Origin of the sequence: Carnobacterium alterfunditum DSM 5972 (assembly GCF_000744115.1) — a bacterium.
In the GTDB taxonomy this organism is placed as follows: domain Bacteria; phylum Bacillota; class Bacilli; order Lactobacillales; family Carnobacteriaceae; genus Carnobacterium_B; species Carnobacterium_B alterfunditum.
Genome location: NZ_JQLG01000001.1, coordinates 1 through 23824, shown reverse-complemented (window position 1 = coordinate 23824; position 23824 = coordinate 1). Strand labels below are relative to the sequence as shown.

Annotated in this window: 31 protein-coding genes and 2 pseudogenes; 11 read left to right on the top strand and 22 right to left on the bottom strand. The window is 34.1% G+C overall.

Annotated features, from left to right (window positions below):
* The first annotated feature begins 52 nt into the window (after positions 1 to 52).
* The gene (locus BR50_RS00165; RefSeq protein WP_034545038.1) at positions 53 to 757 is read left to right on the top strand and encodes a hypothetical protein; all 705 of its coding nucleotides are present in this window, start codon (positions 53 to 55) and stop codon (positions 755 to 757) included.
* Positions 758 to 1016: 259 nt separating this feature from the next.
* Here BR50_RS00165 and BR50_RS00160 read toward each other — a convergent pair whose 3' ends face one another.
* From BR50_RS00160 to BR50_RS00105, 11 genes and pseudogenes are all read right to left on the bottom strand, one after another.
* Positions 1017 to 1277 (bottom strand): Txe/YoeB family addiction module toxin, encoded by a 261-nt coding sequence (locus tag BR50_RS00160; protein ID WP_034545036.1) that lies wholly within the window; start codon positions 1275 to 1277, stop codon positions 1017 to 1019.
* A complete protein-coding gene (locus BR50_RS00155; RefSeq protein WP_034545034.1) occupies positions 1270 to 1539 on the bottom strand; it encodes a type II toxin-antitoxin system Phd/YefM family antitoxin in 270 nt (89 codons plus the stop codon). The genes BR50_RS00160 and BR50_RS00155 overlap by 8 nt, the downstream gene beginning before the upstream one ends.
* An 82-nt stretch (positions 1540 to 1621) precedes the next feature.
* A complete protein-coding gene (locus BR50_RS12340; RefSeq protein WP_245792876.1) occupies positions 1622 to 2053 on the bottom strand; it encodes a DUF536 domain-containing protein in 432 nt (143 codons plus the stop codon).
* A 105-nt stretch (positions 2054 to 2158) separates the two neighbouring features.
* On the bottom strand, positions 2159 to 3316 hold the full coding sequence (locus BR50_RS00145; protein ID WP_034545033.1) for a RepB family plasmid replication initiator protein: 1158 nt from the start codon (positions 3314 to 3316) through the stop codon (positions 2159 to 2161).
* Between the two features lie 543 nt (positions 3317 to 3859).
* Positions 3860 to 4312, bottom strand: coding sequence for a hypothetical protein (locus tag BR50_RS00140; protein ID WP_034545032.1), 453 nt, complete (start codon positions 4310 to 4312; stop codon positions 3860 to 3862).
* 69 nt (positions 4313 to 4381) lie between these two features.
* Positions 4382 to 4663 carry a hypothetical protein gene (locus BR50_RS00135; RefSeq protein ID WP_034545031.1) on the bottom strand — a complete coding sequence of 94 codons (282 nt, stop codon included), beginning with the start codon at positions 4661 to 4663 and terminating at the stop codon, positions 4382 to 4384.
* Positions 4664 to 4709: 46 nt separating this feature from the next.
* A complete protein-coding gene (locus BR50_RS00130) occupies positions 4710 to 5678 on the bottom strand; it encodes a relaxase/mobilization nuclease domain-containing protein (RefSeq protein WP_034545029.1) in 969 nt (322 codons plus the stop codon).
* Positions 5657 to 6010 carry a plasmid mobilization protein gene (locus tag BR50_RS00125; protein ID WP_034545027.1) on the bottom strand — a complete coding sequence of 118 codons (354 nt, stop codon included), beginning with the start codon at positions 6008 to 6010 and terminating at the stop codon, positions 5657 to 5659. The genes BR50_RS00130 and BR50_RS00125 overlap by 22 nt, the downstream gene beginning before the upstream one ends.
* 575 nt (positions 6011 to 6585) lie before the next feature.
* Positions 6586 to 6750, bottom strand: a pseudogene (locus BR50_RS13080) (hypothetical protein); the annotation flags it as partial.
* A gap of 62 nt (positions 6751 to 6812) precedes the next feature.
* Complete coding sequence (locus BR50_RS12830; RefSeq protein WP_034545023.1) at positions 6813 to 7067, bottom strand: ABC transporter permease; 255 nt, start codon at positions 7065 to 7067, stop codon at positions 6813 to 6815.
* Positions 7068 to 7397: 330 nt separating this feature from the next.
* Complete coding sequence (locus tag BR50_RS00105) at positions 7398 to 8153, bottom strand: DeoR/GlpR family DNA-binding transcription regulator (RefSeq protein WP_034545021.1); 756 nt, start codon at positions 8151 to 8153, stop codon at positions 7398 to 7400.
* 181 nt (positions 8154 to 8334) lie between these two features.
* Between BR50_RS00105 and BR50_RS00100 the strand changes: the two genes are divergently transcribed.
* The 9 genes and pseudogenes from BR50_RS00100 to BR50_RS00060 all read left to right on the top strand — a co-directional run bounded on the left by BR50_RS00100 (position 8335) and on the right by BR50_RS00060 (position 15967).
* Positions 8335 to 9216, top strand: a complete 882-nt coding sequence (locus tag BR50_RS00100; protein WP_051905684.1) for a class II fructose-bisphosphate aldolase — start codon at positions 8335 to 8337, stop codon at positions 9214 to 9216.
* Positions 9191 to 11101 (top strand): PTS fructose transporter subunit IIABC, encoded by a 1911-nt coding sequence (locus tag BR50_RS00095; protein ID WP_074200291.1) that lies wholly within the window; start codon positions 9191 to 9193, stop codon positions 11099 to 11101. Before BR50_RS00100 ends, BR50_RS00095 begins: the two co-directional genes overlap by 26 nt.
* A gap of 15 nt (positions 11102 to 11116) precedes the next feature.
* Complete coding sequence (locus BR50_RS12335) at positions 11117 to 11434, top strand: iron-containing alcohol dehydrogenase (RefSeq protein WP_081884455.1); 318 nt, start codon at positions 11117 to 11119, stop codon at positions 11432 to 11434.
* Positions 11435 to 11686: 252 nt separating this feature from the next.
* The gene (locus tag BR50_RS12330; protein WP_051905682.1) at positions 11687 to 12001 is read left to right on the top strand and encodes a dehydroquinate synthase/iron-containing alcohol dehydrogenase family protein; all 315 of its coding nucleotides are present in this window, start codon (positions 11687 to 11689) and stop codon (positions 11999 to 12001) included.
* Between the two features lie 330 nt (positions 12002 to 12331).
* The gene (locus BR50_RS00085; protein WP_034545020.1) at positions 12332 to 13501 is read left to right on the top strand and encodes an iron-containing alcohol dehydrogenase; all 1170 of its coding nucleotides are present in this window, start codon (positions 12332 to 12334) and stop codon (positions 13499 to 13501) included.
* 130 nt (positions 13502 to 13631) lie between these two features.
* Positions 13632 to 14174: pseudogene (locus BR50_RS12480) on the top strand (IS30 family transposase).
* A gap of 196 nt (positions 14175 to 14370) precedes the next feature.
* Complete coding sequence (locus BR50_RS00070; protein ID WP_034545016.1) at positions 14371 to 14922, top strand: tyrosine-type recombinase/integrase; 552 nt, start codon at positions 14371 to 14373, stop codon at positions 14920 to 14922.
* Between the two features lie 43 nt (positions 14923 to 14965).
* Positions 14966 to 15292 carry a DUF6075 family protein gene (locus BR50_RS00065; RefSeq protein ID WP_034545046.1) on the top strand — a complete coding sequence of 109 codons (327 nt, stop codon included), beginning with the start codon at positions 14966 to 14968 and terminating at the stop codon, positions 15290 to 15292.
* Positions 15293 to 15463: 171 nt separating this feature from the next.
* The gene (locus tag BR50_RS00060; protein ID WP_034545015.1) at positions 15464 to 15967 is read left to right on the top strand and encodes a DUF5626 family protein; all 504 of its coding nucleotides are present in this window, start codon (positions 15464 to 15466) and stop codon (positions 15965 to 15967) included.
* Positions 15968 to 16261: 294 nt separating this feature from the next.
* Here BR50_RS00060 and BR50_RS00055 read toward each other — a convergent pair whose 3' ends face one another.
* The 11 genes from BR50_RS00055 to BR50_RS00010 all read right to left on the bottom strand — a co-directional run bounded on the left by BR50_RS00055 (position 16262) and on the right by BR50_RS00010 (position 23176).
* A complete protein-coding gene (locus tag BR50_RS00055; RefSeq protein WP_034545014.1) occupies positions 16262 to 16480 on the bottom strand; it encodes a helix-turn-helix domain-containing protein in 219 nt (72 codons plus the stop codon).
* A gap of 1418 nt (positions 16481 to 17898) precedes the next feature.
* Positions 17899 to 18498: a MerR family transcriptional regulator gene (locus tag BR50_RS00050; protein WP_034545013.1), complete on the bottom strand. Its 600-nt coding sequence runs from the start codon at positions 18496 to 18498 to the stop codon at positions 17899 to 17901.
* A gap of 77 nt (positions 18499 to 18575) precedes the next feature.
* The gene (locus BR50_RS13060; RefSeq protein ID WP_170206167.1) at positions 18576 to 18860 is read right to left on the bottom strand and encodes a replication initiation protein; all 285 of its coding nucleotides are present in this window, start codon (positions 18858 to 18860) and stop codon (positions 18576 to 18578) included.
* Positions 18854 to 19075: a replication initiation protein gene (locus BR50_RS13075; RefSeq protein ID WP_428829193.1), complete on the bottom strand. Its 222-nt coding sequence runs from the start codon at positions 19073 to 19075 to the stop codon at positions 18854 to 18856. Before BR50_RS13075 ends, BR50_RS13060 begins: the two co-directional genes overlap by 7 nt.
* 17 nt (positions 19076 to 19092) lie before the next feature.
* Positions 19093 to 19296, bottom strand: a complete 204-nt coding sequence (locus BR50_RS13025; protein ID WP_081884451.1) for a RepB family plasmid replication initiator protein — start codon at positions 19294 to 19296, stop codon at positions 19093 to 19095.
* A 511-nt stretch (positions 19297 to 19807) separates the two neighbouring features.
* On the bottom strand, positions 19808 to 20329 hold the full coding sequence (locus BR50_RS00040; RefSeq protein ID WP_034545010.1) for a hypothetical protein: 522 nt from the start codon (positions 20327 to 20329) through the stop codon (positions 19808 to 19810).
* 3 nt (positions 20330 to 20332) lie between these two features.
* The gene (locus tag BR50_RS00035) at positions 20333 to 20620 is read right to left on the bottom strand and encodes a hypothetical protein (RefSeq protein WP_034545008.1); all 288 of its coding nucleotides are present in this window, start codon (positions 20618 to 20620) and stop codon (positions 20333 to 20335) included.
* 40 nt (positions 20621 to 20660) lie between these two features.
* The gene (locus tag BR50_RS00030) at positions 20661 to 21629 is read right to left on the bottom strand and encodes a relaxase/mobilization nuclease domain-containing protein (protein ID WP_034545006.1); all 969 of its coding nucleotides are present in this window, start codon (positions 21627 to 21629) and stop codon (positions 20661 to 20663) included.
* Complete coding sequence (locus BR50_RS00025; protein ID WP_034545005.1) at positions 21608 to 21961, bottom strand: plasmid mobilization protein; 354 nt, start codon at positions 21959 to 21961, stop codon at positions 21608 to 21610. Before BR50_RS00025 ends, BR50_RS00030 begins: the two co-directional genes overlap by 22 nt.
* Before the next feature lie 631 nt (positions 21962 to 22592).
* Entirely contained in the window at positions 22593 to 22883 is a 291-nt protein-coding gene (locus tag BR50_RS00015; RefSeq protein ID WP_034545002.1) for a type II toxin-antitoxin system RelE/ParE family toxin, read from the bottom strand.
* A 5-nt stretch (positions 22884 to 22888) separates the two neighbouring features.
* Complete coding sequence (locus BR50_RS00010) at positions 22889 to 23176, bottom strand: type II toxin-antitoxin system RelB/DinJ family antitoxin (protein WP_034545001.1); 288 nt, start codon at positions 23174 to 23176, stop codon at positions 22889 to 22891.
* 395 nt (positions 23177 to 23571) lie between these two features.
* Here BR50_RS00010 and BR50_RS00005 point away from each other — a divergent pair.
* Positions 23572 to 23824: type IIL restriction-modification enzyme MmeI (locus BR50_RS00005; RefSeq protein WP_034544999.1), on the top strand; the 253-nt coding region annotated here is incomplete at its 3' end.

The window sequence follows — 23824 nt, the reverse complement described above, 5'->3', positions numbered from 1 at the left end:
AGTAGGTATAAAAATTACTTAGTTTATTATATAATTTAGGAGGAAAATATTTATGTTAACTAAAAAGAAAAATTTTTTATTGGTTTTTGCAATCCTAGCTTTTGTCGTGTGGGCATTTCCTGGTAATGCGTATGCTTCAGAGTTGTCAGAAATAGAAGAAGCAAACGAAATTTTAAGAAATCCAGAAAATTATAGTGAGTATTTAAAAAATTACTCTGTAGAAGATGCTTTAAAAGCTGGAGTAGACCCCGAATATGCAGAAACTGCAAGTGAAGATGCTTTAGAACAATTAAATGAATTTCAACTACTTGATTACAATCAACAAATGGAATTTCTTGATTCTATGAAACAACCTTTTGAATCTTCTGAAGAAATAATTACAGAAGAGCCTTCAGTACAACAATATCAAGCAAGAGCAGCCTCTAATTCAAGAACCGTTAGCCATACATCTACACTAAGCTCATTCGGTATAAATTGGACTACTTATAGAGTTACTGGCACTTATACTTATAATAGTACAGGAGCTTTAAAAGCAGGTACTACAAGCGGTATTGTAGTAAGAAATCTTAATCCTTTAGTAAAAACGTCAAGAACTTCTTCTTATGGATCAATATCAAATAAAAAATATAGTGGAGTAGCTACATTTAGTTATAAAATAGGACCACTTAAAGGATTGAGTGTTCAAATTGGAACTTATAATTTGAAAGTTACTGGTGGGAAAAATGGCCTAATTAGTGGTTCTGCTTGGAAAAATTAAAAGAGAAAAAAGGAGATATCATGCAAAAAAGAACTGTAAAAATAATCGTAGCTGCTGTAATAATTATTATGCTGATTTTTGCAATTATTGGAATACTTACTTTCTAATATATATGCAAAAAATCTAAGTTAACATAAAATTCCATTATACGAAGTAAAAAAACAAGACCCTCTTTTTTTTATTGAAGAGGGTCTTGTTTTTTTACTTTGAATAGTTAGGAGCTCTAAATTGATATTTTAAACTAAAGAAAGCAATAGCTCTATTTGTAATGATCTTTTGCTGAATACAAATAGATGGTCTCGTTCATGACACTATAAATCAAACGATGCTCATCCGTAATTCTTCGTGACCATTTCCCCGATAGATCATATTTTAATGGTTCAGGTTTTCCTATGCCTGTAAAAGGATCTCGGTCAATGTCTTTGATCAGTTTATTGATCTTTTTTACATTGTATTTATTTCCTTGTTCATGCCAATAAATATAGTCATTCCACGCATCATCTGACCATGCTTTAATCATCTAAGCTAACCTCAATTAAATCATGAGTTTTAAAATTACCTTCAGAAAATTGTTGATCCCCACGTCGTAGTTTATCCATGACATACTCATTGGATAATACTCGTAATGTTTCTTGCATAGAATCATAATCTCTTTTTGATAAGACTACAACAGTATCTTCAACATTTTTATTCGTTACAATTAATGTATCCGCATCTTCATTTACTTGTTTCATATAGCTGCGTAAATTTTGACGAAAATTTGAGTAAGCAACAGCTTCCATTATATTGACCTCCTTTATTGTTCTTATTAAAATCGTACAACATATTGTACAATTTGTCAATTTAGGTTATTTGATTTTCACGTCATTTTTTGAAAAAGCGACTTAAAAAACCTTTTTTTTCAAAATCTTCGGAAGTGTCTTCAAAATCATCATTAACTAGAGGATTATTAGTCGATTGTTCTATAGTTTCATTAGATAATTGAAACTGTAATTGTTCAATATGTTTATTCGTTTGAAGGGATAATTGTTGTTGTTGATCCAGTAGATTTTGTAACTTATCAATTTGCTTATCTTTACTCTCTAATTGATCTTTAAAGATATTAATAATTGTGCTATCAACGGAGCTATCTTTGATATTTTCCGCGCTATCATCTGTGCTATCATTATCGATATTAATCACGCTATCTAGGATTAATTGATTCATAGACTTTTTTTTTGATTTTGCAATTTCTTTAAGTTTTTCTTTTTCTTCTTTTGTAGCTCTGACAATGATTTGAACACGGTTATCTGACAAAAACATTCACCGCTTTCTGATATATTTATGATATCTCTATACTATCTAATACGATATCACAGAAGAAAGTTGAAACTACTTATTAATAATTCCAATTTTTTTACTTTAATCTATATTTTGAATTTTTACTATTTGTAAATATTGCTCAATTGAACGTTTTAGATATTTTACTATGTTTTGCAATTGAGATTCCGCCCCATTTTTATGGTTAGCTACGTAACTAACATGATATTTAACTCCGTTCATTCCGCGTAATTTTTTTAATTCGTCATAAAGAGGATAGACTTGCTTTTGTAGATTAGCCATTTTAGTAACATCTTGCATATCTCGAAATCCAATCAATAAATTTTCTCCTAATATAGTCGTATATTTGTTTTGTACAGCCTTATTAAAAAGCTCCTGCTGTTCTTGTTCTTGTTGTACTTTATCTTTAATATATTCCGAATCATTCTCTTTATAAGGTAAGGAATTTTTTGCAACTTTTTTATCGATGTAAAATTGAATTCCTGAAATCGAACGTCCTTTTTTTATTTTGTCATAAGTAATAGAAAAATGTGTATGTTTATTTATTTCTTCTAAAGCTGTTTTTAGAATGTTTTTTTCAAAATCAAATATTCTTTCATATTCACTTACTGTATTTGTCATTTTACGTAATTCTTGAATATCAATATAAGGATTTTTCATTTGATTAATCTGATTTTTCGTACGTTTACTTGTACCTTTGTAAGTATCATATTGATTATAATTCATAGAAAACCATTTATATAAAATAATACTATATTTACTATTCAATTCCATAATATCGGTAATCAGATATTGGGTAAAATTACGTTTTAAATCAATCAGATAGGGCATAATATCTTCTGTAAATTTAATTGCTACAACATCATTATAATCATTCCATTCACTACTGGAAATAGGAGAAATAATTTTAAAATTTAATTTTCCTTTTGCATTTACTTCTTGAACCTCAAAAATAGATTGTCTATGAAGAGTAGTTAAAGCTTTTTTGAACCGAGCATGTTTATCATTATCTTCTGCTTTAAAAAAAGAAAAAAGAGTTTTTTTCGACAAAAAAACCGTATTATTTTCAGGAGTATGTTCAGTATTCAAACAAGATACTGCCAACTCAAAAAATTTCAAAGGAACTTTATCCATTTTAGCTACACTAGTCACCAAATCATTATGTTCTACTGTTTTTTGAAGATATAAATCTTCCATATGTATAACCTTTTGAGACTTATTGCGATCTGAAATTTGCATAATTCAATCCTCCAGTTCTTTGATAAAGAAAAAAATCCAATTCAAAGAATAAAAATTATCTATAGTTGGCATCATACAACAAAAGACGAAAAAAATAAAACAAATTCGTCTTTAGCACAGTTTTTCCTCGTTTAATGCACAGTTTTTCCTCGTTTAATGCACAGTTTTTCCTCGTTGTTTAACAGCTGTAAGTACTGATATAAAGGCTTTTTTTTCGTCCTAAAAGATTTAAAAGACAAAGTATTTAAGATAAATATAAAATAACCTCGTTATAATTCATCTAAGAATGTTTATGACTAATAGTTTCGTTTATACTAAATAATTAGTCATAAACAAGGTACAAATTAGTAATTAACTAAATTATCTACAGTTACTTTATACGTATAAAAAAAAGATACGATTGTTACAAGAGACAAAAGACTAAGCCCATCTTCAATGTCTTGTGTCTCGACTTACGCTCGACAGTTCGAACACCTGCATGCCTTAACCTTCAAGAAAACAGCGTTAATCAAAGTGTGAAGGTTAAACCAGATAAAAGGACCTTTAATTCAAGAAAACGTCTCTAACAGACTTAAATCGGTTCATATACTCTTCTCGATCTGTATCTTCTGATAATTGATCAATGAATTGTTGGTTTTTAGAAAACCAATCTTCGGTAATGATAGCTGATTCATTTTTGTTCGTAAGAAATATTCTTTCTTCATCCGCTACATCTAAAGCAGCTTCTAGTTGGTCTTTAATTTGATCATCTTTTTCTTCAGTCGCTACTTTTTCCGCTTCAATCCTTTGCTTTTCCTCTTTTATGAGTTGTTGTTCCGCAGAAATTTCTTGAATCTTTGATCCAAACGGTATTTTTGATTGGGTTGAATACCCTAATAAAAGCAACACACTGAAACAAACGACTAAAGAAACAAGAGCTACTAGACTAACACGCTTTAAATGGCCTGATTTCCGCCAGTGGCGAAACTTTACGTCCCAAACTAGATAAGAACACACCAAAACCACCAAAACGCTTAAAACAGGCAAAATACGTCACATGAGTTTCGCAAAAAATAATCCCATCGCCTACATCCCCATAAAGAACGAAAACATCCCGTAAATAGCTAGAAGGGTAACGGCCCCAATGCCTAAAATACTGATGCGTTCGATCCAATCGGTCCGACGTTCTTTTTTAGCCTGATGATCCGCTTGCTGCAAGACCGCATCCAATTTTTCTTGGTAGTCGTCTAAATGCTGATAGACGATCTTATCGAGCTTTTGTTCCATCTTTTCAGGCGAATAATCCTTTAAATCAACGGCTGTTTGTTGTTTCCATTGTTCATTTTCCGTCAGTAAGTCTTGAAACAACTCGCTTCTTTCTTGATCTTGCCTCTGATGATAAGCCAGTTGGTTTTTACCGTTCTGATCCGAAGTCTCGATCGACTGCTCGAGATTGTTGAGGTGGCTGATGAGCAGACTCATGTGTTCTGCGCTCTGTTCGTACTTCGTCCGCAACTTCCCGTACGCTAGCAGTAAGTCCTCGTAATCTTTCGGCGTTGCTGCGCTCAAGTTGTTCTCTGTCTGCTTGTTGTTTGTCTCGTTTTCGTTGGTGTTCCATGATGGCATAGGTAATCGGCTCCTTTTTAAAGTCTTCGCCTAATCTTGAGGCGGTAAACGTCCATTTTTTTCCTTCTGAATCATGAGTCACGTACTTTTGTCGGATGGTTTGACCTCTTTTTCCAATCTCAGACGTTAGTTCCACATCTGAAGCAGACAGTGCTTGTTTAAATTCCGGATAAGAATGGGCTTGATCTCTCGCATGATAAATTTTTTCTTTGACTAAATCCCGTTCATATTGCTTCCCAGTTTGAGTATAAGCGGCTATTTCGGTCGGATAGACCTTATTTTTAGCTTTCGTCAGTTCAACCAAGTGGTGTTTTTTTGAAATGTCGTTATTGATTTCATGCATTTCATAGATATCCGGAGGATTAATGGCCATTTTAGCGCCTGTTTCACTGTTCACTGCATTAAGCACAAAATGATTGTGCGGATGGTCGGTATCGGTATGAGTCGCCATGTAAATTTCATGGTCTGGATACATCTTGCTTAATTCGGACATGAATTCTTGCCCTAGCTGATGGGCTTTTACAGGTGTTAACTGATCGGTCTCGTCAAAAGACTGGACCAAGTGATAGCCTTGACGCCCTTTTGTCTTGCCCAGTAATTCTCGCGTTTGGCGCATTTGTTCTCGCGCTGCTTGATAATCCAGCGGAGTGAGGTGAGCACTGGTTAACTGGACGTCAATCTTTCCTTGTCTTGCAATGTAGTTGACGGTCGCTGAACCATTTTTAGTGGCACTGGCTATCTTGATAATTGCTCCCAAAGGCCACTCACTCCTTCCTGAATACCGGCTAATTGTTGTTCCATCGCTTTTAGTTCAGTTGGTTCATAAATGGTTTTGTTGGTGTTGATCCATTTAACTAACTGATTCAAATTGGAATTGTAATACCGCAGCTGCCGAGCGATTTCTTTCGCTCCTTCAATCTCGACTTTCGGATTCCGCAATCGAGTCCCTTGTGCCTTGCTTTTAACAAAATTGGGCACGCTCATCCCTTGTTGCTCCGCTAGGTAGCTGAGCTTCTCATATTCGGTTTCGTTCACGCGAAATTTCACTTGACGTTCTTCACGTCGGTTCTCTTTTTTTTGTTCGCTCACGGATGTAGTCTCTCCTCTCTAAACTGCTCCCTATTCGGTCTCAGTTCCTCGCTGCATGACTAACGGGATCTTAGGGCTAAAACGCTCCTTATTCAGTCGCCTTTCAGACCTAAGATCCCGTGCGTTTTTTCTCCACTTATTTACCAACGCTCCCTATTCGGTCTCCTTGTCAAAACGTTTCAAAAAAAGCAGTTATTCCTTTAGTTATTCTACTCCTTAATTGGTCGTAAAACAACTAAAGGAATAACTGCAAGAACAACAGGCTACGTATTTGGTACCCAAATACTCCCTGTTAGGTGGATGCGCTGCTCCCCCTAAGACCCCCAAAGGAGTCCGCCGTTATCTGTCTGTCCGACAGGTAACAATGCGGATTTTTTCGTCCGATTCGCTATTCGCAAACGGACAAAAAAAGAGCAAAGTTTTTAAACTTTTGCTCCTCAATAAATCTGACCGTTTGCGGCCAGATCTCCCCTCCAAAAATCCTATGCGAACTAATCCTTTTTCGCATAGGATTTTTGGAGGGATTTTCCTCTTCTTGTTCAGTGGAAAATGATCCGAAAGGGACTAAAAATCTCTTAATGAATAAGCCGATTTCCTGTTCGGAAACGTCTTTCATTTAAGAGCTCTCGTGTGTTAAAAACATCTGAATGTGTCCCCGTTCGGATAAAAAAGACAAGATTTTGAGTAGGGTAAAATTTATAAATCAATAGCCAATCGCTATTGCGTCCAGAAATATGACACTCCCAACAATCGAGAGTTCAACATTAAAGCTACAATAATCTCACTAATATTAAATTTTGCTTTAAAGTATCCAGTAATGGTCACTGCTGTAGCCCCTCCAATGATTCCTACAAGGAAAATAATCGGAAGTAAAATCCATTTGTTTAAATCCCCCAAAGTATTGCTGTCCTTCGGCTCCGATATTCAACATATTACTTTTGAACCCTATAGCAACAGCCAAACCGGTAAATAATAAAGGAATTGTTTTTTCTATTGTATTAGCTATATCGTGCGGACTACCTAAAGCTACTCTGAATAATGAACCATAAGCTTCCAAAGGAAATTCCCCATAGCGAATATAATAATTGCCCCAATTGTAAATGCTAGGACGACTGCAAAGACAGATGTGAGTATATCACGATAAGAATCCGTTCGTGATATTCCTCTTGCTACTTCTGATATTTTCGTAGGTTTTGATTTTTCTTTCATATGACATCACCTTTCTTATTTCCTGCCATATTCCATAATAAAGACTACCATCATTAGTCACATGTGCCTCGGTTCTTGCATTACAGAAGAACGAATCTTTTTCAAGCCCTATAACATTTTTTATAATATTGAGAGCATCCTCAAGTCTATATAGTTGGAATGTTTTATATTTTTTTAATTATTCATAAATAACTCGAATATTATTCTCTAAAGCGATTATTTCTAAATTATCTGGTAACTTTTTATCAGATATAATCACATCTATACTTTCAAAATCCATACTTATATGAAAATAGTTTTTATTCATTTTTGTACTATCAATTAATAGAACCAAACAATCTGTGTTATCTCTAAACATTCTTTTTATAGCAGCTTCGTTTAAGTTTGTCTCAGACACCCCTTTACTGCTTAATCCTCTTCCTGAAATAAACGTAATATCACTATGATACATGTCTGTTGTTTCCGAAGAGTATGGACTATGTGTATGCATATAAAGCTTATCTACTTTTCCACCAATTAAATATACTTCTTTACTTTCCATAACAGCAATTTTCTTAGCTGAAAAAATTGAGTTTGTCAAAAATGTTAAATTAGAAAAATTATCAATTCTATCTAACAATATATTAACAGTTGTACTTGCATCTATAAAAACGATACTTCCATTTTTTAATAAATTGACTGCGAGATTAGCAATAACTTTTTTTTTTTCTAAACTGATTCTATTAGTATACTCGTAAGCTAAGTCTGAATTATTACCTACTATATAAGCTCCCCCAGATACTTTTTTTATGGTACCTTTCTGTTCCATATGCTTCAAATCTCTTCTAATCGTTGCAGTACTGACTAATATATGCTTACTTAGTACACTTGTTCTCATGAAATTATTTCGATTTAACAATTGTAATATTTTTTCTTGTCTTTCGTAAGGTGTCATTAATATATCTCCTCTTGCACATTTTTGATCAATTATGATTGAATTATACACCTTTAATGATTGTTAAACAACAAATTGAACACTTATTGAAAAGGCTTTCTTATAAAGTATAATTAACATTAAGCATTAGGAGTGCAATACTTAAACAAATAAATTTAATAATATATTAGGAGGAATAACTATGTTAGTTACTACCAAAGAAATGTTTGAAATCGCTCAAAAAGAAAATTTCTCTATCCCAGCTCCAGACTTTTATGATTCTCACAGTGCGCAAGCTTATGTTCAGACTGCGGAGGAATTAAATTTACCTTTAATATTGAGTTTTGCAGAAGTACATTTAGACCTTTTGACATTGAAAGAAGCTGCTGCTATAGGAAAAGTTGTTGCTGAAGAAGCTAGTGTACCTGTAGCTCTTCATTTAGATCATGGAATGACTCTAAATGTAATAAAAGAAGCAGTAGACTTAGGATTTACTTCGGTAATGATCGATGCATCATCTGAATCATTTAAGGTAAATGTTGATAGAACTAGAGAAATTATCAAATATGCTCACAATAAAGGAGTTGTAGTTGAAGCTGAGATAGGCCATGTTGGGTCCGGCGTTAATTATGAAAATCACGAGCATACTGATTCTCTTTACACAACTCTTGAAGAAGCAACAGAATTCATTAATTTAACCGGGGTTGATTCTCTCGCTATTTCTATAGGAACTGCGCATGGTATATACGAAGGAAAGCCTGAGATAAAATTTGACGTGTTAAAAGAAATATCTAAATCCATTGATACTCCTCTTGTATTACATGGGGGTTCATCTTCAGGTGATTATAATTTGAATAAATGTGCTAAAAATGGTATTAGCAAAACAAATATTTTTACAGATATTGTAAATTCAGCTTATGAAGAAATAAATATAAATGAAACAAAAAATATTTTTGATGTCCGAGAACAATCTATGCGTGGTATGAGAAAATGCTTAAAACATTATTATAAAGTTTTTGAAACACAGCCTATAACTATAAAAGAAAAGGTGATACAAAATGAATATAAACCAAGTTATCAATAATAAAAAAATTTTCTTAGATGTTGATGTTGAGACAAAAACAGATTTGTTTAAATTTGCTGCGAATCAACTTTACGATTTAAATCTAGTTTCAAATAAAGAAAAATTTGTGAAGGCACTTTTAAATCGAGAAGAGTTATCTCCTACAGGGATGGGTGATAATTGGGCTATTCCTCATGGACAAGATGACTCAGTTAAGGCAGCCAGCGTTCTTTACATCAGAACTAAAAAACCTATTGTATATGAGTCTTTGGAAGGGAATAGTGCAGATAAGTTTTTCTTTATTGCTGTTCCGAGTTCTACTTCTTCTGATCACGTAAAAATACTCAGCAAAATTGCAACACTGTTGATGGAAGATGAGTTCAAAAAAAGTATGAGTAATATCAAAAACAAAGAAGACATTATGACTCTAATTAGTAATTACAGCGATGAACAAGATAATGAATATTCAATTAAGGAAAGTAAAAATAAAATGGAATCCAACGAAGGTAAAAAAGTAGTGGCTGTTACTGCTTGTACAACTGGAATAGCGCACACTTACATGGCTGAAAAAGCACTTGATCAAGCTGCCAGAGAATTAAACATAGATATTTTCATTGAAAAACAGGGAGCAGCTGGAGTTGAGGATGCATTGACTTTTGAACAAATTGAAGAGGCTGACGTTGTGGTTCTCGCTATTGAGAAAGGAATTAATGAAACGCGTTTTGCTGGGAAAGATATATTAAAAGTTTCACCTGGTAAAGCTATTAAAGAAGGTAAAAATGTCTTACTTGATGCTTTAAATAAAAAATCAACATATATAAAAACAGGAGTTCAAGGTGAAGAGGTTCAGTCAGAAAGAAAGAGTGCTAAAGGTGTCTATCAACACTTATTAGCTGGTGTTTCGTATATGATTCCAATTGTCGTTGCTGGTGGACTTGCTATAGCATTATCATTTGCATTTGGTATTACTGCATTTGAAAATGAAGGCAGTTTAGCTTGGGCTTTGTATGAAATTGGTTCAAATTCGGCTATGGCACTTATGTTCCCAGTTCTTGCTGGTTTTATATCTTATGATATTGCTGATAAATCTGGTTTTGCTCCAGGTATTATTGGTGGATTTATTGCTCATAATACAGGATCTGGTTTCGTAGGGGCAATTCTTGCTGGTTATTTAGCAGGTTATGTCGCTCTTTTCATTAATAAAAAAGTTAAATTCCCAGAATCAATCCGTGGACTTAAAAATATTGTAGTTATACCAGTAGTTACTACTATAATTGTAGGGTTATTTTTAATATATGTAATAGCAACCCCAGTAGTCGCAATCCAGGGCACGGTTGCAGGATTTTTAACTACTCTTTCTACAAATAACGCAGGTATTGTCGCTCTTTCGCTTGCTTTTAGCATTTTTTATTTTGATTTAGGTGGTCCAATTTCTAAAATGGTTTATGCGTTTGCGGTATCCTTACTTTCTAGCCAAATTTATTCTCCTATGGCAGCTGTTATGATTATTGGAATGATTCCGCCACTCAGTATGGGAATTGCAACAATGGTACGTCCAAATATGTTTAAAGAAGACCAACAAGAAGCAGGAAAAACTGCTACATTATTAGGTATGAGTTTTATTACTGAAGGAGCACTCCCATTTGCAATTGCTTATCCTAAACAAGCAATTCCATCATTTATGTTAGGGGGTTTTGTAGGCTCTGTTATTTCTTTAGCATTCAATATTGGTGTTACAGCGCCTCATGGTGGCTTGTTCTTAGTGCTTATACCAAACGCTATTACTAACCCATTATTATTTGTGTTAGCCTTAGGGGTTGGAAGTGTTGTAAGTGCAATATCCATGGTTACTTTAATGAAACTAAGTGTGAAATCTCAACTAAAAAAAGCAAATCTTGCTAAATAAAATTCTGCAGTTTTTATTTCAAAAATCAACCAATTTCAAGATAAGTTAGATCAAACATCTAAACGTTTTGATATTACATTGTATCTGGCAGACTTTGGTGGAGAAGAAACACACGAAGAAGTCGAACGACTTAAAAAAATAGCAAAAGAAAAAGGAACAGATGTCATCGTTGGTTTGGATGGAGGAAAAGCCATTGATACCTCTAAAACAGTTGCTACTGGTCACACTTTAATTGTTTATCCAACAATTAAAGCTACTGATGCACCGAATAGTCATTCTGCCGTATCGTATACCACAGATCATCATTTTTATGATTGCGATTACTTTATCTGAAATACTAGTGTAGTTCTGATGGATATTACTGTAATTGCGCAAGCTCCAACTTGATTCTTAATCTCCCGTTCCGGACATTTTTTAGCTACTTATTATGAAGCACATGCAACAAACACGTCATTCGAATCCGAATGTAAATGTTATCTTTTTAAATGACTTCTATTCAGGAGATACCGAACCTGCTAAAGGTACAATCGTTTCTATTTACATTAGCTAGATTTTATTACGAAACAGTTCTTAAAAGTGGTTATAATGCAAAGCAAGTGTAATAACAATGTTGTTACACTTGCTTTAGAAACTATTATTGAAGCGAATATATTATTATCTGGACTTGGTTTTGAGACGAGTGGATTAGCTGCAGCCCATGCCATCTATAATGGTCTAACTGTTTTAATAGGCCCTCACAATTACTTTCATAGAGAGCAAGTAGCTTTTACAACGTTTGTCCAACTGATCCTTGAAGACGCACCTACAAAAGAAGTCGAAAAATTATTAGATTTCTGTTTATCTGTTGGCTTGCCTATTTCTTTAGCAAACTTAGATGTAGAAGAAGTAAACTATGAATAAATTATTAAAGTTGCAGAAAAGGCTTGTATTACTGAAGAATTTATCCATGCTATGACTTTCAAAGTGACGTCTGAAAGTGTCGCTCAAGCTATTATTGCAGCTGATGCACTCGGACGCGATTACAAAAAGCGCAAGGCAAAAAAATAATAAATTTGAAAAATATAGATTAAAGAATGGATATTAATGTTATCAGGATAATCGTAAGCCAACCTAACTTAATTCAAAGAATGATTAGAACTCGGATTATCCAACATAAATCGATAAATTTAAAAAGTGACTATTAAAAAAAACACGTTTATAAGTGAAAATATATAGAATTGAGGGATCGATATGAAAAAAGAAAACTATGATTTCATGATGCCTAATGTAAATTTCTTTGGTCCTGGTGTAGTTGAAAAGGTCGGAGAAAGAGCAAAAATGTTGAATATGAAAAAAGTATTGATTGTAACAGATGCTTTCTTAAGAAACTTAGATAACGGGCCAGTTAAACAAGCAGAAAGTTCTTTACTGAAAGCTGATATTGCATACGTTATTTTTGATGGTGTAGAACCAAACCCGAAAATAAGGAATGTTAAAGAAGGTAAAAAATTATATATGGATAATCATTGTGATTCAATCATTACGATAGGTGGTGGATCATCTCATGATTGTGGAAAAGGAATTGGTATTGTTTTATCAAATGGTGATAACCTACCAGCCCTTGCCGGAATTGAAACATTAGAAAATCCTTTGCCACCGCTAATGGCTGTAAATACAACAGCTGGAACGGCCTCAGAAATTACACGACATGCGGTTATAACCAATGAAGAAACTCATTTGAAATTTGTTGTTGTTTCTTGGAGAAACGTCCCATTAGTTTCCTTTAATGATCCAATGCTGATGTTGGATATTCCGACAGCCTTAACTGCTGCCACAGGTATGGATGCCTTAACACACTGTGTAGAATCGTATGTATCAGTAAATAGAAATCCAATTACAGACGCCCAAGCGATTCAAGGAATAAAATTAATTAGTAAATATCTAAGACGTGCCGTAGCTAATGGACATGACGTAGAAGCAAGAACCAATATGGCCTATGCTTCAATTTTAGCTGGAATGGCTTTCAATAATGCAGACCTAGGTTATGTTCATGCAATGGCTCATCAATTAGGTGGGCAGTACGATGCTCCTCATGGAGTGTGTTGTGCTGTGTTGATGCCCACTGTTGAAAAATGGAATATTATTAGTAATCCAGAGCGTTTTTCTGATATTGCAGAATTACTAGGTGAGAATATTGCAGGATTATCCGTTAGGGAAGCTGCCGATAAAGCTATTGAAGCGATGATTCTTATTTCTGAAGATGTTGGTATACCAACAAATATCAAGTCTCTGGGTGCTTTGCCAGAAGATTTTGATATGATGGCAGAAAATGCTTTGAAAGATGGCAATGCATTTTCTAATCCTAGAGTTGGCAGAAAAGAAGACATTATTAAATTGTACCAACAAGCCTATGATGCGTAAAAACTAACTTTTTTCGAGTCTTAAAAGTTAATAAACGCCGATTGTAAATTTAAGCTAGACAAATAAAAAAGCCATTCGTGGTACACTCAACCCATATTTCCGACTAAAGAAGACAGGGGAGTGATCACGAATGACCTGCACACATCGTACCACTGATGAGCTAGTGATGATAGAATCTTATTACCACCAAAATATTTTAGTTGTCCAAATAGCCGCCTATTTAAATCGAACGCGAACACCCATTTACACCGTCATTAACCTTTTAAAAGAAGGCCATACGTCCATTGAGTATTACCAACAATACAATGAAGGGGAAAAGAAAACCCAATAGACGTAAGGCCAGCGATATTGAACTAGCCATAAATCACTGGTTTCAAGTTATTCCAAGAAACTTCTTCCACTCAATCACGTTTGATTGTGGAAAAGAATTTTCTAACTGGAAATCATTATGCAACCAGCATGATGTTGCTACTTATTTCGCGGATACTGGAACACCATCACAAAGCGTTTTAAACGAGAATTCGAATGATTTGTTTTGGAAATATGGCTTGCCAAAAGAAATGGATTTTAATCAAGTGGACAATTGTTTATTTCCTCCGTTGCAGATAAGAGAAATAATATTCCAAGAAAAACATTGAAGTATCAAACGTCATTGGAAGTATTTTTGAGTTAAATGAGTGAAGATATTTTGTCTAGCTTAATTTGATAAATCAGAAAACAAGAATTTCAGACACATGAAATTGTATAGAATCGTGTATCCGGAACCCTATTCCCATAGGGTTCTTTTTTTGTATCGTCCTCCAACACACGATTATGTGGTATAATAACTAAAATCATGTATCACTTTTGTGAGAGGAGAGGGCTTTTAAATGAGTTACAACGTCCAACCATTACGCACGCAACAAGAAATAAACGACTTTTTATTCTGTTTAAGGCGCAATAAAAACGCAGATCGGGATGTTTTTCTATTTTTGATTGGCATTAATAGCGGTTTGCGCATGTCGGATATCGTAAAATTAAAGAAAAAAGACCTGATTTCCTCAAAAAATCCCCGTATTGTCGAAAAGAAAACGGGAAAGACGCGTATTTTGTATTTGAGTAGTCTGCAGGACTTGATCCAGGAGTACACGAAAGACCTGGCAACAGATGATTATTTATTTTCAAGCACCAAGGGAGGTCATGTAGAAGTCAATACGGTCTACCAGATGTTTCAGAAGGTCGCTAAGCTGTTAGGAAGAGACGATATTGGGACGCACACGCTGCGTAAGACGTTTGGCTACCACTATTACAAGAAAACTAAAGACGTAGCCACACTGATGGAGATATTCGGTCATAGCAGCGAGAAAATCACGAAACGCTACATCGGAATCAATGAAGATGAAATCAGCGCAACGTTATTAAACTTTCGTTTAGGTTTTTAACTAGTGATTTCATCAGGAAATAAAAAAATTAGGAGCTGATAAAATGAAAAATGAAAACTATTATAAACTAATCGAAAGAGATAATACAAACCCAGAAAATCATGAACGGAGAGCTTTGTTCACTATTTTTAGTGAAAATAAAGAGCTGTATGCAAAGATTGATAACCTGTATGATTTTGAGGAACATTGGATTAAAACAGATTGTTTTGAGAAAGTCGATTTTAGTAGTGGAAATAGAAAAATGGTCGAATTAGCTTTTAATTTATATAATAATTATGATTGCTCCACACCATTAGAAATTTTTTCACTTCTTGATAATGATAATTATGAGTTAGCTATGAAAGCCGTTAACATTCGATTTAATAAGTAACTATATGACTTTTTTTAGACTGATCTATTGAACTAAAAAAGGATTATACCACTAAAAAAAACAGTATAATCCTTTTTTAGTTTAGTTGTTTTCCCTTACTAAAAGATGTCATTTAGAAGGCGATTAAATAAAAAAGTCGTTATTAATAAAACATTATCTGTTATATTTTATGTGTTATTAAATAATGTTTGGAGGAATTATTTTGAAAAAACAATTTTTATTTTAAGCTGCTTCACTTTTTTTAGTTTAGGGATTACAGAGGTACAAGCTGAGGAAGAAAATCTTTCTACAGACATACCAAAACTAGTCTATGACCTAAAACAGGGAGGGATACAATCAGTTGAAAGTATAAGTCCAGAAGGAGATCAATTGATAATAGAAGTTGAAGAAATGCCTAGTTATTTAAGAGCTGTTAAAAATGGCACTTATAAAATTTCAGCGTCTACTTCTGGCCAATGGAAAGCTAGTTACCAAATTTCAGTGAGTGGAAATAAAATTACAAAAGCATACTCCCCATCTATTGTGGCTTATACAGGAAGCTTTACAAAGGCAGAACTAAAGTTAGATAGTTCCATTCAATCTACTTACTACTTGAAAAAAAAGGGGGGGTTATTTACAACTTCAATAAATTTAAGAGCAAAGTTATTGTCTAATAAAATTTCTATTACTTATTAATTACCCTAAATACTCAACAGTAGTTGTTCCCCAACTAAAGATATCACTTAAATTCCATAACCGATAAATAAATATAGGCTATACAACAAATACATGCTACGTAAATGAACTTATGTAGTGTATTTGTTTTTTTATTTCTAAAAATTAGAATAGGAGAAGTAATTAAACCTAAAGGTGTGATTAAAAAGCCCAAAAAAGAAAGAACTAATAAAATTAACCCTTCATCTTTTTCACTTGATCCACGAATAAAAGCTAATTTTTGAACATTTTCTTCAATCTTACCTTTATTTTCTTCTATTTTTTTTTGAGTTCTTGATTTTCTTTCAATAATTCGTCAATCGAAACTTCGTAATAGGTACTCAACTTTACTAGATTATCTAAATCAGGGTAACTATTTCCATTTTCCCATTTCGAAATAGATTGTCTTGAAATATGTAAATGATCTGCTACATTTCCTTGCGAGTACCCTTTATTCACTCTACTTTCTTTCAATCGTTCTCCTAATGCATTTATCTTTTTCCTCCTTCTTTTTCTCTTTGTTCTATCATACCGAAAGTAAAGATCATTGACTATCAGCTATTAGTTGCTTTTTAGCACCTAATGGTTGCTAAGATGTAAACCACTGCGTTCTTTTCGTTTTATAATATTAGATAGATAATTTGATTATGAACTACTAGATTAAGAGAATGGTTATGGGAGATATTATAATGAAAAAAATAACTAAAAAAAATGGTTATCAATTTTTGTCTATCCTTATTTTTAGTGTTGCTATTTTGCTGTGTTTACCGGAAACATTATTTTTGGGTACGTTTTAATTGTTTTAGGCTATTGTTTCCTTCGAAAGTCTGATTTAGAAGATTAAAACACCTTATTCCTCTGTTAGCACCTAATGGTTGCTAGCATGTAAACCATTGCGTTCTTATCAATATATGTTAATTGCGAGATAATATTATTATCAATTTAAGGAGGATAGCAGGTATAAAAATCATTTAATTTATTATATACTTTAGGAGGAAAAAATTTATGTTAAACAAAAAGAAAAATTTTTTATTAGTTTTTGCAATCCTAGCTTTTGTTGTGTGGGCTTTTCCTGGTAATGTGTATGCTTCAGAGTTGTCAGAATAGAATAAGCAAACGAAATTTTAAGAAATCCAGAAATTATAGTGTATTTAAAAAAATTACTCTGTAGAAGATGCTTTAAAAGCTGGAGTAGACCCCGAATATGCAGAAACTGCAGTGAAGATGCTTTAGAACAATTAAATGAATTTCAACTACTTGATTACAATCAACAAATGGAATTTCTTGATTCTATGAAACAACCTTTTGAATCTTCTGAAGAAATAATTACAGAAAAACCTTCAGTACAACAATATCAAGCAAGAGCAGCCTCTAATTCAAGAACCGTTAGCCATACATCTACACTAAGCTCATTCGGTATAATTGGACTACTTATAGAGTTACTGTCACTTATACTTTATAATAGTACAGGAGCTTAAAAGCAGGTACTACAAGCGGTATTGTAGTAAGAAATCTTAATCCTTTAGTAAAAACGTCAAGAACTTCTTCTTATGGATCAATATCAAATAAAAAATATAGTGGAGTAGCTACATTTAGTATAAAAATTGGACCACTTAAAGGATTGAGTGTTCAAATTGGAACTTATAATTTGAAAGTTACTGGTGGGGAAAATGGCCTAATTAGTGGTTCTGCTTGGAAAAATTAAAAGAGAAAAAGGTGATACTATGCAAAAAAAAACTGTGAAAATAATCGTAGCTGCTGTAATAATAATTATGGTAGTTTTTGCAATTATTGGAATTATGACTTTCTAATATACACGTAAAAATTTAAATTAACATAAAACCCATTAAACCAAGTAACCCCGCCATCATTAATAATAGCGGGGTTACTTGGTTATTCTAATTTAAACTATATTATTTTTTGAAAATTCGGTTTAGAAATCCTTGTTTTTCAGGAACCTTTTCTAGTGGTAACGGTTCTTCTTTTTTATCTAACGCGAGCTGTTCTTGGTTATTAATCATGATTTCTACTTGGTTTGCTAGATTTATGTTATTTTCCATTAAATTTTTAACTAAATTTTCATAATGATTAATTGTTTCATTATACTTAATTATTTGATTATCATATCGCAATAATTGATCATCTTTTTTTTGTATTAGATCATTCTGGCTAATCAGCAACTTTTGTAACGACGTTATATCGTTATTATCAGCGTTATGTTTTTCTATTTCACTAGGTGTATCAACGTTATATTCCATATTCAACACCTGCTCTATAGCAGTCTCTATAGTCATTTTCGGGCGACTTTTCAATGCAATAATTTGATTGATAGTTGTTATATTATCTTTAGTATACAAACGATAATTTCTATCATCTCGTTCAAAGTATTTTCCACCTTTTGCATTTTTATCAATCATTCCAGCGTATTTTCTAAGTGTAGGTAGTTGTATACCAAGTTTTTTAGCTGCTTCTTCTGTAGTTATGTATTCTGTAACACCTTCTACATCTTTCATAACGCACCACCTTAAAATACTCATATAAAGTTATTTTAAATACTTTTATAGAGATATACAATGTAAAAAAAATCGCCTTATTGCTCTAACCAATTATGGAGAGGTACTTCATGTTTTTCAAGAGGTAATTTTTCCAAAAAATTAAATTCTAAATGGGAAACTATCCCACCACGACCACGGCCTTTTTTTTTCTTCTTTACGATCTCAAATTTTTTATAAAGAGGAGATAATTCTTTTTCTATTTGCTGTAATACCCTTTTATCAATATCTGCTACTCTATAGCTTTCTGGAATATCTAGTATTCGTCTAAATTCTTCAATTTTAACAATATAAAAGCCTGTGCTTTTATATTGTTTTAGCAATCGGAACATTGTTTAGCATAACCACTTCTTAGCTCCGTAAATCCTTCTAATTCAAATCGTGTAAAGTTAGTTGTAATTTCATTTAAAACATAGCTAAACTCTTGATTAACTCCTATAGTTACAGTGCTTTTTTCTTTATTAATTCTATAAATTGGAAACAATACAAAACGAACAATTTCAGATTCATCTTCATAACGAAAATTTAAATTAAGCATTTTTGAGTACATATTTTCTAAATCATGAATAATCGAACTTTATCTCTAGAAGAATAATTTGTTAGCTTTTTTACTTCGTCAAAAGTTAAGGTAATTGGTTCGGATCCTTTAAGTTTCATTTTTGAACATAAAGAGAAAAATAAATCGAACTCAACAGGATTAAATTTTCTAAAACTAACTTCATTCATAATATTGTTGTATTTAACTATTTCATTACTCAAAAGGTAACCTCCATTCATTAAAGGGACGCAAAAAAACTTATGTACCTTTAATAATATCAGATTGATTTAGTTAGTACAATAAAACGATTATAAAAAGACATTTTATCAAGATATTCATGTAACAAAGTGTCCCCTTAATAGCAACAAAGTGTCCCCTTAATAGCAACAAAGTGTCCCTTAATAGTGTCCCTTAATAGCAACAAAGTGTCCCCTTAATGTAGCTCTATCCCTTTTGGGAGTAAGGATAAAACCTTCTTAAAAGGTTTTAAAAAGGTTTTAAAAAGATTTATAAAAGATATATAAAACAATTAGCTATAAATTTTTTTATAAATAATAATAATATAAAGACAGGAAAACTTGCTACGCAAGTCCCAAAAAAATATAAGTTCAAACCCATCTGCAGCGTTCTATGTCTCGACTGACGCTCGACGGTTAGAACCATTGCATTCGTTAATCTTCAAAAAAACAGCTCTCTTAAACGTTTGACTGGTAATCAATGTAAATAGACCATTTACCTCAAGAAATAGTATTTAATCGCCTCAAAACGACTCGTATAGTCCTCTCGAGCGATATCATCTGATAATTGATCGCTGAGTTGTTGATTTTCGGCAAACCATTCTTTCGTAACGATGGTCGAAACCTTATTTTCTATGACAACAACCCCTAATTCACTATCCGCTACATCTAAAGCCGCTTCTAGTTGGTCTTTAATTTGATCATCTTTTTCTTCAGTCGCTACTTTTTCCGCTTCAATCGCTAGTTTATGATCCTTTATGGCTTGTTGTTCCGCAGAAATGTCCGCAATTTTCGATCCAAACGGTATTTTTGATTGGGTTGAATACCCTAATAAAAGCAACACACTGAAACAAACGACTAAAGAAACAAGAGCTACTAGACTAACACGCTTTAAATGGCCTGATTTCCGCCAGTGGCGAAACTTTACGTCCCAAACTAGATAAGAACACACCAAAACCACCAAAACGCTTAAAACAGGCAAAATACGCCACATGAGTTTCGCAAAAAATAATCCCATCGCCTACATCCCCATAAAGAACGAAAACATCCCGTAAATAGCTAGAAGGGTAACGGCCCCAATGCCTAAAATACTGATGCGTTCGATCCAATCGGTCCGACGTTCTTTTTTAGCCTGATGATCCGCTTGCTGCAAGACCGCATCCAATTTTTCTTGGTAGTCGTCTAAATGCTGATAGACGATCTTATCGAGCTTTTGTTCCATCTTTTCAGGCGAATAGTCTTTTAAATCAATGGCTGTTTGTTGTTTCCATTGCTCATTTTCCGTCAGTAAATCTTGAAATTGCTCCATTCTTTTTTGTTCTTGGCTTCGATGATAAGCCAGTTGCTGCTTACCGTTCTTGTCCGAAGTCTCGATCGACGTCTGAAGATTTTTGAGGTGGCTGATGAGCAGACTCATGTGTTCTGCGCTCTGTTCGTACTTCGTCCGCAACTTCCCGTACGCTAGCAGTAAGTCCTCGTAATCTTTCGGCGTTGCTGCGCTCAAGTTGTTCTCTGTCTGCTTGTTGTTTGTCTCGTTTTCGTTGGTTTTCCATGATGGCATGGGTAATCGGCTCCTTTTTAAAGTCTTCGCCTAGTCTTGAGGCGGTAAACGTCCATTTTTTTCCTTCTGAATCGTGAGTCACGTACTTTTGTCGGATCGTTTGACCTCTTTTTCCAATCTCAGACGTTAGTTCCACATCTGAAGCAGACAGTGCTTGTTTAAATTCCGGATAGGAATGAGCTTGATCTCGCGCATGATAAATCTTTTCTTTGACTAAATCCCGTTCATATTGCTTCCCTGTTTGAGTATAAACGGCTATTTCGGTCGGATAGACCTTGTTTTTAGCTTTCGTCAGTTCGACCAAATGATGTTTTTTTGAAATGTCGTTATTGATTTCATGCATTTCATAGATATCCGGAGGATTAATGGCCATTTTAGCGCCTGTTTCACTGTTCACTGCATTAAGCATAAAATGATTGTGCGGATGGTCGGTATCGGTATGAGTCGCCATGTAAATTTCATGGTCTGGATACATTTTGCTTAATTCGGACATGAATTCTTGCCCTAGCTTATGGGCTTTTACAGGTGTTAACTGATCGGTTGCGTCAAAAGACTGAACCAAGTGATAGCCTTGACGCCCGTTTGTCTTGCCCATTAAGTCTCTTGTTTGGCGCATTTGTTCCCGCGCTGCTTGATAATCTAACGGAGTGAGGTGAGCACTGGTTAACTGGACGTCAATTTTTCCTTGTCTTGCAATATAGTTGACGGTCGCTGAACCATTTTTAGTGGCACTGGCTATCTTGATAATTGCTCCCAAAGGCCTTTCACTCCTTCCTGAATACCGGATAGCTGCTGTTCCATCGCTTGTAGTTCGTTTGGTTCATAAATTGTTTTGTTGGTGTTAATCCATTTGACTAACTGATTCAAATTGGAATTGTAATACCGCAGCTGCCGAGCAATTTCTTTTGCTCCTTCAATCTCGACTTTCGGGTTTCGTAATCGAGTCCCTTGTGCCTTGCTTTTAACAAAATTTGGCACGCTCATGCCTTGTTGTTCTGCTAGGTAACTGAGCTTCTCATATTCGGCTTCGTCTACTCGAAATTTCACCTGACGTTCTTCGCGTCGGTTCTCTTTTTTGTGTTCGTTCACGGGCTTAGTCCCTCCTCTCTAAACAGCTCCCTATTCGGTCTCTGTTCCTCGCTGCATGACTAACGAGATCTTAGGTCTAAAACGCTCCTTATTCAGTCGCCTTTCAGACCTAAGATCTCGTGCGTTTTTTCTCCACTTATTTCCCAACGTTCCCTATTCGGTCTCCTTGTCAAAACGTTTCAAAAAAAGCAGTTAATAATCTAGTTATTCTACTCCTTAATCGGTCGTAAAACAACTAGATTATTAACTGCAAGAACAACAGGCTACGTATTTGGTACCCAAATGCTCCCTGTTAGGTGGACGCGCTGCTCCCCCTAAGACCCCAAAGGAGTCCGCCGTTATCTGCCTGTTCGGCAGGTAAAAATGCGGATTTTTTCGTCCGATTCGCTGCTCGCAAACGGACAAAAAAAGAATAAAGTTTATCAACTTTTCTCCTCGTAAAACCTGACCGTTTTCGGCCAGTTTCCCCTTCCAAAAATCCTCTGCGAACAAACCATTTTTCGCATGAAATTTTGGAGGGATCAGTGTCTTGCATCCCCATTAGAAATCGTTCAGGAAGACAAGAAAAGCTCTTAAATGTATGAGCCGATTTCCTATTCGGAAACGTCCTTCATTTAAGAGTTTTCGTGTATCAAAAAACATCCGAATGTGTCCCCGTTCGGATAAAAGAGACAAGATTTTGAGAAGTGTAAAATTTATAAATCAATAGCCAATCGCTATTGCGTCCAGAAATATGACACTCCCAACAATCGAGGTAATCTTTTGTTGGCATTAAGACGTGAGCGCGGTATTCTTCCTCTGGTAAAGGTACTTCTTCAACAATCATTTGCATGACCGTTTTTAGTTTTTCAAGCTTGTAATTCCGTTTCTTTAAGCGTTTAACATCTTTTTTGAATTGGGTTGTCTGCTTCATTTCCAACATAGCGGCTATTCTCCTAAACTATCCTCAAAAAGATCGTCAACAGAAGTGTAGCGTTTGCCTGTTCCATTTTTGACCATTTCGTCCGATTCCTTAATGGCTGCAAGGGTTTCAGTATTGAATTTTGCTTGTTTTGGTTGAAATGGCAGACCATTTTCAGCAATGACTTGTCTAAAAAAGACATTAATAGCCGTGCTCGTGTCCATACCTAGGTTATTTAAAACGGCTACGGCCTGACTTTTAACGGTTTCGTCAATGCGAACTTGTACGACTGCTTTTTTTTGTTTTGTTTCCACTTAAATCGCCTCCTTGTTAATCATAATTATATGCTTTTGTAATGCATTTGTAAATACAATAGCGTTACAAATTATGTAAAACAATGAAAATTTGTGGTAATATTAAGAAAATACTTGTTTTAATAAGGCTTTAATCATAACTTACCTTAATACGGTCAAAAATAGGATACAAACTTTGGTACTGTTTCTTGTTATAATGATAGTGGGTTATGTAGTAGTTAGGTTTCTATGAAAAGAATCAGCAAGTTTTAACATTGCAAGCAAATTAAAAAATAGAAAAATTAGAACTGACACTTAAAGATGATGAAGTTGAGATGGACATAACTTTTACAAATAATAAAAGAAAATGGACGGACTTTTTTAAATTAAGAAAATAAAATAGTAGGAGTGAAAGCATGGCAGTTTTATCATGGGATGAAATAAGAAGTAGAGCTTTACAATTTCAAAATGAATGGGCAGATGAAACAAGTGAAAATGCTGAATCAAAAACGTTTTGGAATGAATTCTTTGACGTGTTTGGCATTAGCAGGCGTAGGGTAGCTACTTTCGAAGAAAGAGTAAAAATAGAAGGACAAACTAAATTTGTTGATTTGTTATGGAAAGGCAAGTTGTTAATCGAACATAAAAGTAAAGGTAGAGATCTTGATA